The organism is Streptomyces sp. NPDC020917, from assembly GCF_044333795.1.
Lineage (GTDB): Bacteria > Actinomycetota > Actinomycetes > Streptomycetales > Streptomycetaceae > Actinacidiphila.
Genome location: NZ_JBIRRR010000024.1, coordinates 83578 through 100025, shown reverse-complemented (window position 1 = coordinate 100025; position 16448 = coordinate 83578). Strand labels below are relative to the sequence as shown.

The 16448-nt window shown below is 73.3% G+C and carries 10 protein-coding genes; 7 read left to right on the top strand and 3 right to left on the bottom strand.

What is annotated here, in order from left to right:
* Positions 1-56 precede the first annotated feature (56 nt).
* The 4 genes from ACH4TG_RS35355 (at position 57) to ACH4TG_RS35340 (ending at position 4922) form a co-directional block, all read left to right on the top strand.
* Positions 57-1016, top strand: coding sequence for an ABC transporter permease (locus tag ACH4TG_RS35355; RefSeq protein WP_398246756.1), 960 nt, complete (start codon positions 57-59; stop codon positions 1014-1016).
* Complete coding sequence (locus ACH4TG_RS35350; RefSeq protein ID WP_398246755.1) at positions 1013-1933, top strand: ABC transporter permease; 921 nt, start codon at positions 1013-1015, stop codon at positions 1931-1933. Before ACH4TG_RS35355 ends, ACH4TG_RS35350 begins: the two co-directional genes overlap by 4 nt.
* The gene (locus ACH4TG_RS35345; RefSeq protein WP_398246754.1) at positions 1930-3762 is read left to right on the top strand and encodes a dipeptide ABC transporter ATP-binding protein; all 1833 of its coding nucleotides are present in this window, start codon (positions 1930-1932) and stop codon (positions 3760-3762) included. The genes ACH4TG_RS35350 and ACH4TG_RS35345 overlap by 4 nt, the downstream gene beginning before the upstream one ends.
* Before the next feature lie 248 nt (positions 3763-4010).
* Positions 4011-4922, top strand: coding sequence for an ROK family protein (locus ACH4TG_RS35340; protein ID WP_398246814.1), 912 nt, complete (start codon positions 4011-4013; stop codon positions 4920-4922).
* A gap of 111 nt (positions 4923-5033) precedes the next feature.
* Here the strand turns inward: ACH4TG_RS35340 and ACH4TG_RS35335 are convergent, their stop codons facing one another.
* Positions 5034-6776: a stealth family protein gene (locus ACH4TG_RS35335; RefSeq protein ID WP_398246753.1), complete on the bottom strand. Its 1743-nt coding sequence runs from the start codon at positions 6774-6776 to the stop codon at positions 5034-5036.
* A gap of 384 nt (positions 6777-7160) precedes the next feature.
* Here ACH4TG_RS35335 and ACH4TG_RS35330 point away from each other — a divergent pair, with 384 nt between their 5' ends.
* Entirely contained in the window at positions 7161-7370 is a 210-nt protein-coding gene (locus ACH4TG_RS35330) for a hypothetical protein (RefSeq protein WP_398246752.1), read from the top strand.
* Between the two features lie 7 nt (positions 7371-7377).
* Here the strand turns inward: ACH4TG_RS35330 and ACH4TG_RS35325 are convergent, their stop codons facing one another.
* Positions 7378-9414 (bottom strand): helix-turn-helix domain-containing protein, encoded by a 2037-nt coding sequence (locus ACH4TG_RS35325; protein ID WP_398246751.1) that lies wholly within the window; start codon positions 9412-9414, stop codon positions 7378-7380.
* Between the two features lie 500 nt (positions 9415-9914).
* Positions 9915-12107 carry a PIG-L family deacetylase gene (locus ACH4TG_RS35320; protein WP_398246750.1) on the bottom strand — a complete coding sequence of 731 codons (2193 nt, stop codon included), beginning with the start codon at positions 12105-12107 and terminating at the stop codon, positions 9915-9917.
* A 360-nt stretch (positions 12108-12467) separates the two neighbouring features.
* Here ACH4TG_RS35320 and ACH4TG_RS35315 point away from each other — a divergent pair, with 360 nt between their 5' ends.
* Positions 12468-13481, top strand: coding sequence for a hypothetical protein (locus ACH4TG_RS35315; RefSeq protein WP_398246749.1), 1014 nt, complete (start codon positions 12468-12470; stop codon positions 13479-13481).
* On the top strand, positions 13478-16285 hold the full coding sequence (locus ACH4TG_RS35310; protein ID WP_398246748.1) for a stealth conserved region 3 domain-containing protein: 2808 nt from the start codon (positions 13478-13480) through the stop codon (positions 16283-16285). Before ACH4TG_RS35315 ends, ACH4TG_RS35310 begins: the two co-directional genes overlap by 4 nt.
* The last annotated feature ends 163 nt before the right edge of the window (positions 16286-16448 follow it).

Sequence of the window (16448 nt, the reverse complement as noted above, 5' to 3'; positions counted from 1 at the left end):
GAGCCGTGCGGCACGCACCGATCCGAACCGACTGATCCGAACCGTTCGGAAAGCAGATGAACACCTTCCTGTACCTGACCAGGCGCGTCCTGCAGGCGATCGCGGTGATCTTCATCGTGACCGTGGCGACGTTCTGCCTGCTGCACGCGCTCCCCGGGGGTCCCGCTCGCGGGATCCTCGGGCCCCAGGCCACCGCCCAGCAGATCGCGCAGTTCAACCACGAGCAGAGCCTCGACCAGCCGCTGCCGGTGCAGTACTTCGCCTACCTCGGGCGGCTGCTGCACGGCAACCTCGGGACCTCCTACACGCTCAACGAGCCGGTCTCGCAGCTCATCACCGAGCGGCTGCCCAAGACGCTGGTGCTCACCGTGCTGTCCGCGGCGGTCGGCCTGCTGCTCGCCATCCCGCTCGGGATGTGGCAGGCCGTCCGGCGCAACAAGCCGGTCGACTACGTCATCACCACCCTGAGCTTCGTCGCCTACTCCACCCCGGTGTACTTCCTCGGCCTGATGCTGGTGCTGGTCTTCAGCCACATCCTGCCGTGGTTCCCGGCGCAGGCACCCCAGGGCGACACCCTCGGCCAGGTCTTCGCCGACCCCGCCGCCCTGGTGCTGCCGGTCGTCGCCGGCGCCGCGTCCGTCGTCGCCGTCTTCAGCCGCTACATGCGCGGCGCGACCCTGGAGAACCTGTCCGAGGACTACGTCAGGACCGCCCGCGCCGGCGGTTCGCGGCGCGCGGCGATCCTGCGCCGGCACGTGTTCCGCAACTCCCTCACCCCGGTCGTGGCGATGCTCGGCTACTACGTGCCCGTGCTGTTCGGCGGCGCGCTGGTGGTCGAGCAACTCTTCAACTACCCGGGCATGGGGCTGCTGTTCTGGACCGCCGCGCAGTCCTCCGACTACCCGGTGCTGCTCGGCTGCGTGCTGGTGATCTCGGTCGCCACCGTGATCGGCACGCTCGCCGCGGACGTCATCCAGCGGTTCATCGACCCCCGAGTGAAGGAGGGCCGCGCATGAGCGCCGTCGTCCAGCCCGGCCAGCTCCCCGGCGGTCCCGGACCGTCGGCCGGCGCGGGCACCGAAGGCCCCGGCCTGTCCGGACTGCGCCTGGCGGTGCGGCGGTTCCGCCGCAACCGGCTCGCGGTCATCGGCCTCGCCGTCGTCGTCCTCTTCTTCCTCTTCTGCTTCGTCGGCCCGCTGCTGTACTCCACCGACCAGACGCACACCGCGCTCGACCACGCGAACCTGGGCCCCAGTGCCGCGCACCTGCTCGGCACCGACGCCGTCGGCCACGACGAACTCGGCCGGCTGATGTACGGCGGCAAGGTCTCGCTCGTCGTGGGCCTGGCCGCAGGCGTCCTGGCGACCGTGATCGGCACCCTGTGGGGCGCCGCGGCCGGCTACGCCGGCGGCTGGATCGACGCGGTCATGATGCGCGTCGTCGACGCCGGCATCGCCATCCCCGCGCTGTTCATCCTGCTGGTCATCTCGGCCATCACCACCCCGGGCGTGGGCGGGCTGATCCTCATCCTCGGCCTGGTGTCGTGGCTGGTCCCCTCCCGCCTGGTGCGGGCCGAGACGCTGACCCTGAAGAACCGCGACTACGTGCACACCCTGCGGGCCATCGGCGGCAGCCACACCCGGGCGATCGGCCGGCACATCCTGCCCAACTCGGTGTCCACGGTGGTGGTCGCGGCGACCTTCCAGGTGGCCGACGCCATCCTGCTCGTCGCCTACGTCTCCTACCTCGGGCTCGGCCTCCAGCCGCCCAAGACCGACTGGGGCGGCATGCTCTCGGCCGGCCTCAGCGCCACCTACTCGGGGCGCTGGTGGCTGATCGTGCCGCCCGGCCTCGCCGTCATCCTCGTCGTCTGCGCGTTCAACGCCATCGGCGACGGGCTCCGTGACGCATTCGACGTGAGGGGACGGGGATGACCGCCACCGACCGCAGCACCACCGCAGCCGCCGGCAGCACCGAGCCCGTCCTCCGGCTGGAGGACCTCGGCGTGACGTTCTCCTCGGAGACCGGCGACGTGCCGGCCGTCCAGGGAGTGTCCCTGTACGTCCGGCCGGGCGAGACGCTCGCCCTCGTCGGCGAGTCCGGTTCCGGCAAGTCCACCGTCGCCCTGGCGTCGATCGGCCTGCTCCCGGACAACGCCCGCGCCACCGGCAGCGCGCTGCTCGGCAGCACCGACGTCGTCGCGTCCTCCGAGCGGGACCTGGCGGGCCTGCGCGGCCGTACCGTCTCCATGGTCTTCCAGGAGCCGGCGACCGCCCTGGACCCGCTCACCAGGATCGGCGCGCAGATCGCCGAAGTGGTGCGCAACCACCGCCGGATCCCGGCCAAGGAGGCCGACGCGCTCGCCGTCGACCTGCTGCGCCGCGTCGGCATCCCCGACCCCGAACGGCGCGCCCGCGCCTTCCCGTTCGAGCTCTCCGGCGGCCAGCGCCAGCGCGTCGTGATCGCGATGGCCATCGCCAACGACCCCGGGCTGCTCATCGCCGACGAGCCCACCACCGCACTCGACGTCACCGTGCAGGCCGAGATCCTCGACCTGCTGCGCCGGCTCGCCGTCGAGTCGGGCACCGGCGTCCTGCTCGTCACCCACAACATGGGCGTCGTCGCCGACTTCGCCGACCGCGTCGCGGTGATGCTCCAGGGCCGGATCGTCGAGACCGGTCCAGTCGAGGACGTGCTGCTGCGGCCGGAGCACGAGTACACCAAGCGGCTGCTGGCCGCGGTGCCGCGCCTGGCCGTGGCGGATGCCGGGCAGGGGACTGCGGCCGCGTCCGGACCCGGGTCCGCGGCCGGCCCGTCCGCCGCCGCCGACGTGCCGCGGCCGCGCTACGGGACCCGCGCCAAGACCGCCAGGCCGGCGGGGGACCCCGCCGAGGGCGAGCGCGTGGTCGACCTGCAGGACGTGTCCGTCGTGTACGGCCGCCGCACCAACGCGGTACGCGCCCTGGACGGCGTCTCCCTGCACGTCCGCCCCGGCGAGACGGTCGGGCTGGTGGGCGAGTCGGGATCCGGCAAGTCCACCGCGGCCCGGGTCGCGCTCGGCCTCATCCGCCCCACCTCGGGATCGGTCACCCTCTTCGGCTCCGACCTGCGGCGCACCCGTGCCCGCGCCCGGCGCTCGCTGCGCTCCGGCATCGGTGTCGTCCTGCAGGACCCGGTCGCCTCGCTCGATGCGCGGATGACCGTGCAGGAGTGCATCGCTGAGCCGCTGCGGGTGCACCGGCGCGGGATGTCTGCGAAGGAGCGGCAGGACCGCGTCGCCGAACTGCTGGAACGGGTGCGGCTGCCGCGGGCGTTCGCGCAGCGCGCGCCGCGCGAGCTGTCCGGCGGCCAGCGCCAGCGGGTCAGCCTCGCCCGGGCCCTGGCCCTCGCACCGAAGCTGCTGGTCGCCGACGAGCCGACGAGCGCGCTCGACGTCAGCGTGCAGGAGGCGGTGCTGGAGGTGATCACCGAGCTGCAGGAGGAACTCGGCTTCGCCTGCCTGTTCGTCTCCCACGACCTCGCGGTCGTGCAGCACTTCGCCGAACGCGTCGTCGTGATGCGCGCCGGCCGGATCGAGGAGCAGGGCGGCACCATGGCCACGCTGCTGCACCCCGGCACCGAGTACACCCGGCGCCTGCTGGCGGCCGTCCCCGTGCCGGACCCGGTGCTCCAGCGGCAGCGGCGGGCGGCCAGACAGGCCGCGGCCGCGTCGGCCGCCGGGACCGCGGGGTCCGCCGCGGGCGGAGCGGGGGCGACGGCGTGACCTCGACGCTCGAACCGTCCGGGGCCGCTCCCGCCCCGGACGGGCAGGCCGGCACGTCCGGCGCGGCCCGCTCACCCGGGGCCGGCAGCCCGAACGGCGGCCCGTCCGGGCCCGGTTCCACCCGCTCGACCGGCTCCATTAGTTCCCACGGCTTCACCGGCTCCACCGGCTCCACCGGCTTCACCGGTTCCAGCGGGCCCGACAGCTCGGCCGTCTCCGACAGGGCGACCGGCTCCGGGCCGGCGGTCCTGGCCGGCGTGGACATCGGCGGCACCACCACCCAGGTCGTGCTCTGCTCCACCGCCCTCGACGTCCTGGATCGCGTCGAATTTCCCACCCCCGCCGCCGAAGGCGGCCGGGCGATGATCGGCATCGTGCTCGACGGGCTGCGGCAGCTGCTCGGCCGCCACCCGGCCCGGCTGGCCGGCGTCGGCGTCGGCGCGGCCGGAGTGGTCGACGCCGGGACCGGCCGGATCCTGGTGGCGAGCGACTCGTTCACCGACTGGGCCGGATTCGCGGTGACCGGCACCCTGGAGGCGAGCCTCGGTGTGCCCGCCTTCCTCGACAACGACGTCAACGCCTTCCTGCGCGGCGAGGTCGCCAAGGGCGCCGTCGCGGGGGAGCGGCACGTCCTCGGGATGACCCTCGGCACCGGTGTCGGGGGAGCGCTGTGGATGGACGGGGCGCTCCACGACGGGCCGCACGGCGCCGCCGGCGAGATCGGCCACATCCCCGGCTTCGGTGACATCCCGTGCACCTGCGGAGGCCGCGGCCACCTCGAAACCCTCGCCGCGGGACGGTCGTTGGCCGCCCGCTACGCCGAGCGCACCGGCCGCGGCACCGACGCCCTGGGCGTCGCGCGCGCCGCCCAGGACGGCGACCCCGACGCTCTCGCCGTCTTCACCACGGCCGGTGCGGGGATCGCCCGCGCCCTGCTCATCACCGCGGGCCTGGTCGACGTCACCACCGTCGTCATCGGCGGCGGGGTCAGCCGGGCCTGGCCGCTGCTGGAGCCGGCCGTGCAGGCCGCCCTGGCCGCAGAGCCGCCGGTGAGCGGCCAGCCGATCCGGCTCGTCCCGTCGCTGCTGGGCAGCGACGCGGTCGCCGTCGGCGCGGCCTCCCGCGCCCGCACCGCCCTCACCGCCGCCGGCCTCGGCTGACGGCGCCGGCGCCGGTCACGGCGCCCGCGCGGATATCCCGGCGACACGAGGCGGGGCCCCGGACTCGGAAGTCCGGGGCCCCGCCTCTTCGTCACGCGTCCGCTCGAACGGTCACTTCTTCTCAAACGGCCCCGGGACCGGGAAGTACGCCTCCAGGAACGGGGTGATCAGGTCCTTCTGCTCGCCGACGTCCTGGCCGGTGGACACCGTGTCGTTGACGCAGAACACCGTCTTGTCCCGGGAGGCCAGCAGCCGGCCCAGCCGCACCTCGGTCCACGGGTGGGACAGGTCGATGTAGACGTAGGGCAACTCGCCCGGGATGGCCCGCCGGGTGGTGAACGCGTAGTAGTGGTGCAGCGAGGACGCGATGGAGATGTCCTCCATGCTGCGGAACCGGCTGGCCTCGGTGCGCCGGTACTCCGCCGCGAACGTGCTCTCGATCTCCTCCAGCACGCTGCGGCGCAGCGCGTGCGGCATGTGCTTCATCTTCTGCACGATGACGCCGCCGTGGCGGTCCTCGATCAGCCGGCGGTTGTTCTTGCCGGCCGCGGCGACCGGCGGGTCCTCCGGCGACTTGGCGCCCAGCGGCACCAGGGCCGGCGACGGGAAGAACTTGGTGGTGCCGTTGGACAGGAAGAAGTCCTGCGGGACCGTCTCGCTGCCGAGCATCACGTCGTCGTTGAAGTACAGGAAGTGCTCGGACAGGCCCTCGATGTGGTGCAACTGGCTCTCGATGGCGTGCGAGTTGAACGTCGGCAGGCTGTCGGCGGACCGGAAGACCTCCCGGTGGCTGATGACCCGGACGCCGGGCACCGAGGTGTCCAGCCACTCCGGCACCTGGTCGTCGGTGACGATGTAGACGTTGCGGACCCAGGGCGCGTACATGTGCAACGACCGCAGCGAGTAGCGCAGTTCGTCCCGGCTGAGGTAGCGGGCGGCGTTCGCCGACTCCTCGTGGTAGACCGTGCCGGCGTGCTTCGCGCGCCGGGCCAGCCACGCCGGGTCCGCGCCGTCGACCCAGGTGTAGACGACGTCGACCGGGAAGCGCACCTGGTCCACCGGGCGGATGGCGAAGTGCTCGCGGGTCGGCACCTCGACGACGTCGAGGGCCGTGTCGTCGGCGGGCGCGAGGTCGGTGAGGTACGACTCGGCGACCCGGACCGGCCGCGAGTCCGCCGGTATCTCCTCGGTGAACCGGCCGGGACGCGGCGCGACCAGCCGGCCGTCCTCCTTGGTCCAGAACTCCACGTCGCAGCCGTAGCGGGTACCCAGCCCCAACCGCCCGGTCCCGTCGGTGCGGTACCAGGTCATGCGCAGGACGTCGGCGCCCGCCATCCGCCGCCAGGTCGCGGACTCGAAGCCGGGCCACGACTCCTCGGGCACCGGGCGGTTCCCCTTGACCGGCGTCACGTAGCCGGGTTCCTGCCCGCACAGCGCCTCCAGCGTCGCGAGCACCTGGGCCCGGTCCTCGGCGTGGACGGCGACGGCGGAGGCGGTGTCGGACCGGCCGCGCACGCAGAAGTGCTCCAGGCCGGCCGCCGCCAGGGCGTCGAGCACCGCCTGCAGGTTGGCCCGCCGGGCGGTCAGCGGGGTCGCGTCCGCATGGACCAGGGCGACCTTCGGCTCCTTGCCCGCGGCCAGCACGGTCCGTCCCGGCTGGTCGACGATGGCGTTGAGGCGCTTGCCCAGGCGCTGCGCACGAGCGCGCTCCGCGGCGTCGGACGCCCCGGCGATCCGCATCTTGACCTGCTTGCGCAAGTCCGCGTGGACCCGGCCCGCGATGATCTTGCGGGCGCTTTCCGGCATCGCGCGCCGGTAGACACCGACCAGGCGGGGCGCCTCAGGATTGCGCATCGTTGACAGCTCCTCATAAAAAAACTGGCGTGGGGTGAAACGCCGCCCTCGGTGTCAGCCGTGAACAGCCCTCGGATCGCCAGATAGGGGCCAAGGATACAACTGACGAACTGTGGGGATGTTCGTTTCTTGGTAGGCATGGGAAGGGAAATGTGAGATCTGGGGTGGCCGCTGACCACGGAAGAAGTCCGTTTTCGCCGGCCTCTTCGGTGATTCCGGGTCACCGGGCCGCGGGGCTTGGTATTTCTGCTACCCCGGCTGGTGAGAGCGGTCCGAAAGCGTTTACTTGGGGACTGTTTTCCTGACTGTTTTCCTGGTAATTTGCCCTCTACAGGCGTCGGGGGGGACCCGGTAGCCGCTCTGTGATCTCTGCTGGGAGTTCCTGTGTCTTTCCGCATCCTTTGCGGCGCGATTGTCTGCGTCGCGGTGTTCGTCGCCGTGGACGCCGTGGTCGCCGCGGCGCGGCTCGCCTCGTCGGATCCCGACGAACCGGAATTCGACGGCAGCTGCAACGGCGCGCTCCAGGACCGGTGGTATTCCGGGTCGAGCCGGCCCGGCACGCACGGCGTGCCCGGCGCCGCGGTGTGCCGCTGAGTCCCCCTCACACGGCACCTGCCGGGTGGAGGATCTCCATCGCGTTGACCACGTCGTAGGCCCCGCCGCTGGTGCCGACCAGCCGCCGGCCCAACGCCGCCTCGCAGGCGGCGAGATGGTTCCGCACCGTGTTGGCGTGCACTTTCAGCTGCTCCGCGCAGGACTCGACCCGCCCGTTGCAGGTGATCCACGCCTGGACGGTCTCCATCAGCGGCCGGGAGTCGCGCCGCAGCGGCGCCAGCAGGTCCAGCGCCCAGGCCCGTGCGGCCGGCGCCCGCAGCAGGTCGGCGAGCTGCGGCGGGGCGGCGGCCGGCAGCGATGATGCGGCGGGCGCCGGGGGAGGCGCGGCCGGCGGATGCTGCGGCGCCCTGAGAGCGATGTGGAGGGCGAGGTCGAGGGCCGCGCGGGCCCGCAGATCCGTCAGATCGAAGCCCAGCGCCGTCCCCACCCGGCGGCAACGCAGCGCGATGGTCTTGCGGTTGACCCCGATCAGCCGGGCGGCCCCGCTGTTCCCGTGCTGGAGCGCCTGCTGCACCGTCGAGGTCAGCATCTCCCGGTCGGGCAGCGGGTCCAGCCTGCGCAGCACCCAGCGCGCCCACCCCGCGGCCTCCGGTCCCAGGAGCAGCGCCAGCGGCTTCTCGCCCTGATGCGTCACCGCCCGGTGGGGCAGCCGCCGGGCGACGGCCAGGGCGTGCGCGGCCATCTGGTGCGCGTCCCGGGTGTTGCGGCAACTCACCGGCCTGCTCTGCCCGATCGAGCAGCCGAAGGGCTCGACCACGGCCTCCAGCGTCTGCCGCAGCCGGGTGGACCCGTCGCCGGCGCGGGCCGGGGTGATCACGGCGACCCTGGTCGCGGACCCGGGATGCGCGACCACCAGGGCCCCGGTGCCGGCCGCCGCCATGACGGCGTCGACGACCTCGCCCCGCCGCGCGGCGGGGCACTCCAGCAGGCACACCTGGATCTGGCCGGTGGCCAGCAGCCCGGGGGTGTAGGCGTCGGCGAGCTTCCTGCAGTTGTCGACGTCGCCGTTCATCAGGTGCGTGTAGAGGGCGAGGAGCGCGGCCGGAACGGTCTCGGCGAACTCCCGGTCGAGCCGGTCCGCGCGCACGATCCGCTCTTTGAGTGCGAGCGTGTCGGCGGTCCTGCGGATCAGGTCGGTCACCCGAGGCGAGTGGGGGCGGCTGCGGGCCACGGCCAGGACCGGGCGCGGCGCCGGGACGTCGATGCCCAGGAGCTGGACGAAGCAGCCGCTCTCACCGGACGCGGTGACCCCCGGGCCGCCCGCCCGCACCTGCGAGACCGGGGCGGCCAGGATGCTGCGGCTGAGCCGGGGCGCGTACCCGCCGCTCTGGACGATCGTCCCGTCCGGGGCGATGACCGCGGCCTGACCGTCGACGGCCCGGGCGGTCTGGTCCAGCAGCCGCTCCAGGTCGCCGGTGCCGGCCGGGCCGGGGGAGCGCAGCAGGTCGGCGAGCGCCTTGAGCAGGTGCACCTCCGAGGCGGCGTGCGCGGCCTCCACCGCGGCGGTGACCGACTGCACCACCTCCGCGCAGGTGCGCTCGTCGTGCTCCATGACCAGCAGCGGCAGGCCCACCCGTTGCGCGGTGGCGGCCACCGTCTCCCGCGTGCGCGCGGCGTCGCCGGGGTCCGCGCCGGGGGCGGCCACCAGGAGCAGCGCCGCCGCCTCGTTGTGCATGAGCGCGCGTACGGCCTGCCGGGCGCGGATGACGTCCTGCCAGAGCGGCGCGTCGAGCGGGCCCACCACGACACGGGCGGTCAGCAGCCCGAGCCGGTCGGCACGGCCGGGTATTCGATCGTCGGCTGCGCTCGCCGCGAGGCCGCCTTCGGCGGGGCTCCCCGCACCGGCAGGGTCCTCCGTGGGGACACCCCCGGCGTGCGCGCCCTCCGTGTGCGCGCCGCCGGCGGGGACCTCGTCGACGGTGGCCGCGCCCATGATCCCGCGGGACCGTACACCGGGGTCGGCGTCCTCCCCCACGACGTGCACGGTCCGCATCTGCGCGAGCAGCGCGGCCAGCGTCAGCATGGTTGCCCGAGGAAACGAAGTCGGGGGCTGGGCGCGGTGTGCCCGGATCGGTTGGTCACGACGAGAGTCCGTTCGAGGTCGAGCGCGGGGGACGCGTGCGTCCCCCGGGGCGGGTCGGCTGCCGCACGCCGGGCCCGTCGCACCCTGGGCGCCGTCCCTGGAGCGGGCGGCGGGAGGTGCGGGTGTACGGCGTCGGGCGGCGGAGGTGTGCGGAACCTCACGCCGGCGGCGAGACGGTCGTCCCGAGAAAGGGCCTGTGAAAGTGGTGGCGTAGACCTTCCGACTCCATCAGGCCCCCCTGCTTTGTCGACTGTTAACCCCGTGGCAACCTCATGCCCCGATTTTTTTACCACATTTCACACGGACGAAGGAACCTAAGAGGCGCGTGGGGACTCAGGGGGCTGGTCCCCACGCGCGCTGCGTGGTCCTATTTGTGACGGTTTGCCATATGGCTGCAGAACCCTGCCGGATGACCGGGGAGCCGGAGGAGAGGCGGCCGGCTACGCGAACGTCGGCGTGGGCTGGGCCTTCGGGCGCTCCGGTGAACGAGGTGACACCACGCGTCCGTCGGCGGCCCACCGGGTCACCAGGGGACGGCCGTTGGGGCCGATCGTGACCAAGGCCACAGTGCCGGCCTCCGGCTCCACCAGGGCCGGCCGGCCGACGGCGACCGACGGCCGCAGGACGTCCTGGCCGGCCCGGAGACCGGTCACCGCCACGGTGTCCGGGCCGGTGCGCGTGGCCAGGACCGGGGCGCGCCCCAGCGACTGGCCCGGGAGCAGACTCACCGCGCCGAAGCCGGCGTCGGGCAGCCGGTACACGGCGTTCCATCGGGCGGTGGTGGCGCCGGACAGCTGCTCGACCACCAGGCCCGCGCTGTGCGGCATGTGGTAGGCGAGGAGCAGCGAGCCGTCCCGGGCGGCCACGGCGTGCGGCGCGTCCCCGGGCGGCGCGGCCAGCCACAGCGGGCGGGCCCGCACATCGCCGGCGGGGGAGTTCTGCACCCAGTGGTGGACGGAGGAGAAGCCCGCCGCGAACACATGGATGCACCCGTACTGGTCGAGCGCGGCGGTCAGGCCCTCCTGCACCGGGCCGCCGGCGAGCATCTGCCAGTCCGACCAGTTCCCCGAGGCGTCGCGGACCCGGGTGCTGAGCCCCTTGGAGGCGTTGCGGACGAACAGGTGCACCCGGCCGTCCTTGCCGGCGATCGCCGTGGGCGGCCCGACCCGGCGGCCGCGGACCGGCTCGCCCTCCGGGTTGCCCAGGCTCCGCCAGGCCAGGCTCGCCGGGGACCCCGCGGAGGCCGCGGGCTCCTCCAGCACCACGACCTCCCGCGTGTTGCCCGCGGTCGTCCCGTCCAGGCCGGTGAACCGCAGCGCGAACAGCAGCGATCCGCCGTCGGACGTGGTCACCGCGCTCAGCGCGGGCGACAGCGGGCCGCCGCCGAGGTCCTCGGGGTCGCCCCACCTGCCGCTGCCGGGCTCCGTCTCGATCCACCGCACGCACCGGGTGCCCAGCACGCTGTGGACCACCAGCCGGCCGTCGCGGCCGGCGGCGGCCAGCGGGCCGGCCGTGGGGTAGCGGGGCTGGGTGCTGCGGACCCAGCCCTTCTTGGACGTCAGCGTGCGGCCCTCGCCGATGCCGTAGTCCCCGCACCCGGCCGCGTTCCCGCAGGCCCAGTCGGGGTTGCCGCCATAGGCGTTGAGGTAGGTCGCCTTGAGGTCGACGACGGCCGGCGGCAGGTTGTACGGCCAGCGCTGGTTGTAGTAGCCGCGGTAGCTGTCGGTGACGAACGCCGGTGCCTGGCCCTCGCGTTCGGTGCTGCTGCGCACCCACTGCGCCATGGCGGCCCAGGTGAACAGGGCCGTGGCGGTGTGGTCGGGGTGGTCGGAGTAGCCGGGCTGGTCGCTGTCCCGCGGGTGGTGCTTGTCGTGGACCTGCTCGTCCGGGTCGGGGTCCAGGGTGCGGATCACCGTGGGCCGGTAGGTGCGGAACAGGAACTCCAGGGTGTCGGTCAACTGCTGCGCGGTGTAGGCGCGGGAGCCGCGGACCGGGGAGTCGCCGAGCGGGACGGTGCGCACCACGGTCTCGGGCCTGCTCCACAGGGTGGTCAGGCCGGCGTAGCCGCGGGAGGTCCTGTTGTGCATGTTGATGTCGAGGAAGACCAGGTGGGCGCTGCGGCCCTGGTGCTCCAGCGAGTCCACCTCGGCGTGGCCGCCGCCGGGCAGCGGCAGCGCGCTCCGCACCCACCGCGTGAACGCACCGAGCCCGAGCATCCTCGCGTATCCCTGGCGCAGCCCCTGCTGGCGCGAGGAGACGTAGGCCGGGACGTCGGCCCGCGGCGCCGGCCGGCCCGGGACCTGGTTCACGCCGAACGACCCGCCGCCGGTGACGTACACCGAGACCACCGGGACCCCGGCGTCCAGCGTGCCGACGGTGTCCGGGTTCATGAAGAACAGGTCGTCGTCCGGGTGCGCGAGGACCTGCATCGCCAGCGGCCTGGCCGCCTCCGCGAACGCCACCCTGCGGGACACCGGCAGCGGGCCCCCGGTCGGGCCGTTGCTGATCTTCGGCGCGCCCAATGTGGTCGAGGGCGACCCCGAGCAGCCCCCGACCACCACCGCGCCGGCGACCCCCGCCAGCGCACCCAGGACGGCCCGGCGCGAGCTGCCGTCCCCCCTCACCACCGACACCCGTTCCACCCCTGAGCTCCGCTCCCCGTGTGCAGCCATTTCGCTACCCCCGGCAAGCAAGAGGGGGGAGTCGGGCTCCGGGTTGCGCGGAGGACCGCGCGTCCGGGTCACGAAGTGATCTCTGTACGGTTGCGTGCGGGACGTGGCCGAGTGGGCGGTCACCTTTTGTGAGTCTTGACCGCAACCGAACGGCTGGTGAACGCGTGGGTTATGCTGACGCTCTCCCCTGGCGATGCCCCGACGGTCCGCCCATGCGTGTCGGGTAAGACCATTGGTGTGATCCTCTTCACAGGGGGACCTCCTTCGCAGGTGGCGAGAAGCGCGTTTTTGCCCAGCGAAAGAAACGGGGGTCCGGCCGCGGTGAGCGATTCGCTTCTGCCCTACGCGGTGAAGACGGCCAAGCAGGCGAAGAAGGCGGCGGTCCGGGTCCGGCGCCGCGTCCAGCGGATCAACACCGTTCCCACCCTGGGGACCACGGTGCGCCCGCGGCCGATGCTCGTCCCGGTGCACCTGTCGATCCTCGGCGGCCGCACCCTGAACGTCGCCGTCCCGCTGCCGGACGGCGAGGAGGACGTCGCCACGGCGCGCCTCGAACTCGTCCGCAACGCCGAGCGCTCGTCCGTCCCGCTGGTGCGCGAAACGACGGGCGGGGCGGTGCTGCTCACCGCGACGGTGGCGCTGCGCCATGCCACGGCCCCTGCGGCCGCACCGGCCGCGCGCGACGACGGCCGCCCCGGCGCGCTCGCCCTCGGCAGCGGTGTCTGGCGGTTCTCGGCGGTGCTGGTCCACAGCGACGGCCGCGAGACCCGGGCCGACCTGGCCGCCCCCGACCAGCGCGCGGACGACGGCCCGACCGTCCCCAGCCCGCCCTGCCCGGCCACCGGCGCGGTGTTCCGCCCGATGCGCTCGGTGAACGGGCGCGCCCTGCTCAAGGTCTCCGGCCCGGCCCGCCAGGCCGAACTCGTCGACCTCGACCTGCGCTGGGACCGGGTGACCGTGCACGGCCGGCTGCTCGGCCGCCGGCTGCCCGCCGACCAGTACACCGCCGAGGCCGTGCGGCGCGGCACCGGCAAGACCGCCGCCGCCCGGATCGACTGGGACGGCGACACCTTCACCTTCGATCTGCCGCTGGCCGCGATGACCAGGCGCCAGCGCACCGAGCGCACCTGGGACGTCCACCTCAAGGCGGGCAGGACCCGGCTCAAGGTGGCCCGCCGGCTGACCGACGTGCGCAACCCCAAGCAGGTCTTCCGCACCCCCTACCGGATCATCGCCCTGGACGGCGGTTCCGTGGTGCGGGTGCACGCCTATGTCACACCGGCCGGAGCCCTCGCTGTCGCCTGTGCCGAATTCACTGCCGATGAGGACGCATGAGGATCACATTTCTGCTCACCTGGGGCGACGAGATGGGCGGCACGGAGATGGCCGCCTACACCCAGGCGGTGCATCTCGCGCCGCGGCACGACGTCGAGGTGCTGAGCGTCTTCAAGACCCAGTCCCAGCCGTTCTTCTCCATAGCCCAGCAGGTCAAGCGCCGCTACCTGGTGGACAGGACCGGCGCGTACGGCCGTCCGGTGCGCCGCACCACGCTCGACGAGTCGGCCTGCCGGACGCTGGAGTCGCTGCCCAGTGAGCTGATCAAGCCGGTGTGGGAGGGCACTTTCGACCGGCTGTCGGACATCGAGATGACCGCCGCGCTCGGCTCCCTCGACTGCGACGTCCTGATCACCACCACGCCGGCGCTGATGGCCGCGGCCGCCGAACTCGTGCCCTCACGCGTCATCACCGTGCACGAGGAGCACCGGGCGTCGCAGCTGCGCGGCGTGCCCGGCGAGCCGCTGCTCGTCTACGGACCGCAGATCGACGCGCTGGTCTCGCTGACCGAGCGCACCAACGACTGGTTCGCCGACTCGCTTGGGGCGTCGGCGCCCGAACTCGCGGTGATCGCCAACGCCGTTCCGGACGGCTACCGTCCGCGCGCCGACCTGGAGAGCAAGACCCTGGTCCTGGCGGCCCGGATGACCCCGGAGAAGCAGCTCGACCACGCGATCCAGGCGTTCCACCAGATTGCCGAGCAGTTCCCCGACTGGCGGCTGCGGATCTTCGGCGACGGCCCGCAGGAGGTGCGGCTGCGCCACCTGATCGAGGGCCTCGGCCTGCATCTGCGGGTCGAACTCGTCGGCAGGTCGCAGGCGATGGAGGACGAGTGGGCCAAGGCCGGCCTGTGCCTGCTGCCGTCGCGCAACGAGGCGTTCCCGCTCGTCCTGCTGGAGATGTTCGCCGCCGGTGTGCCGGTCGTCGCGTACGACATCGTCACCGGCCCCGCCGAGATCATCCGCCACGACGTGGACGGCCTGCTGGTGCCCCCGGGCGACGTGCAGTCGCTGGCCGACGCGATGGCCCGGCTGATGGGCGACGACACGTTGCGCCGCACCATGGGCGAGGCCGCCCGCAAGGGCGTGTACGAGCGGTTCGGCAGCCAGGAGATCACCGCGCAGTGGGAGGAGCTGTTCGGGCGCCTCGTCGCACGGCGCGACGACCCGGCGCGGCTGGCCGACCGGGCCGACCGCACCGCGCGGCGGCTCGCGATGGGCGGCACCCGCAACTTCAGCGTCGCCGCGCCCGTCTCGCACCTGGCCAACTCCGCCGACGAGCAGAAGGCCCGCGAGGTCCTGATCCAGGCGCAGAACCGGTCGCTGATCCGGTCCGCCGGACGGCTCGCCGAGGAGCGGGACGACATCACCAGCCCGCGCATGGCGCAGACCAACCTGGAGGTCGCCTCCAAGGTCCTGGAGGACGCCGGGATCCCGTTCATCCTGCTGCGCGCCGACGGCGCGGCGTACCGCCTCGCGGTCGCCGTCGAGGAGCGCAGCAGGGTGCTGGAGGCCCTGTCCACCGCCCTGTACGGCGAGCCCGTGTACGCCGAGCTGGTCACCCCGCGCGGTGCCGCCCCGGGCGCGGTGCTGGCCGAACGGCTGGGCCGCGTCGGCGAGATCGCGGGCCTGCGCGTCTTCAAGCCGGTGACCACCAGCAGCCGGACCCTGCGCTACGGACCCGCCTACGGGTGCACCATCGAGTTCTGGGCGCAGGACGACGACGGCTGGCGGGTGGCCCCGCGGGCCGCGACGCTGCTCGGCGACCGGCTGCCGTCGCTGGCGCCCACCGCCAAGCTCCGCGTCGCCGGCCGGGACTACCCGACGCTGGCGCAGTTCACCAAGCAGCTGATGTGGGACGTCGACTTCCCGGTCGACGCCGTCTACACCTGGGTCGACGACACCGACCCGGCCTGGCGCGAGCGCCGCCAGGGCGCGCGCGCCCGGCTGGGCATGGCGGCCCAGGAGGCCGACGCCGGCGACGTGCGCTTCCGCAACCGCGACGAACTGCGGTACTCGCTGCGGTCGTTGGAGATGTTCGCGCCGTGGGTGCGGAACATCTACCTGGTCACCGACGACCAGACCCCGGCGTGGCTGGACACCGACCAGCCCGGCATCACCGTGGTCAGCCACCGCGAGATATTCGAGGACCAGGCCTGGCTGCCGACCTTCAACTCGCATGCCATCGAGAGCCAGTTGCACCGCATCGACGGGCTGGCCGAGCACTTCCTGTACCTCAACGACGACGTGTTCTTCGGGCGCCCGCTGACCGCGCAGGTGTTCTTCCAGAGCAACGGCGTGGCCAAGTTCTTCCGCTCGCCGACCCCGGTCCCGCCGACCGAGCGCACCGCGGACGACGAGGGCTACTTCGCCGCCGCCAAGAACAACCGCGAGCTGCTGGAGGAGGCGTTCGGCCGGACCGCCACGCACGGCTTCCTGCACGCGCCGCACCCGCTGCGCCGCAGCGTCCTGGCCGACATCGCCGAGCGGTTCCCCGAGGAGGTGGCGCGCACCGCGGCCAACCCGTTCCGCGGCCACTCGGACTTCTCGATCGTCTCCTCGCTGCACCACCACTTCGGCTACCTGACCGCCCGTTCGGCGCCCGGCTCCGTCTCGTGCCGCTACGTGAACGCGGGCAACTACGAGCACCACTCGGTGCTGAGCCGCCTGCTGGCCACCCGCAGCAACGACACCTTCTGCATCGGCGAGTCGCCCGACGCCGAGGTGCCGGCCGCCGAGCAGGACCGCGTCCTGAAGGCGTTCCTCAGCGGGTACTTCCCGGTGCCCTCCCGCTTCGAGAAGTGAGCCCCGCCGCAGCCTGCTTCGCCCAGCGGGGCGTGTGAGGTGACCCCCGCGAAGTGACCTTCGCGGGGCGAACCTCGACGAGGTGACACGACGCCCGGCCGTTCCACGGCCGGGCGTTCGCCGTCAGCGGCCGGGGGCGCCGCCCTCGCCTGCGGCGGGTGCC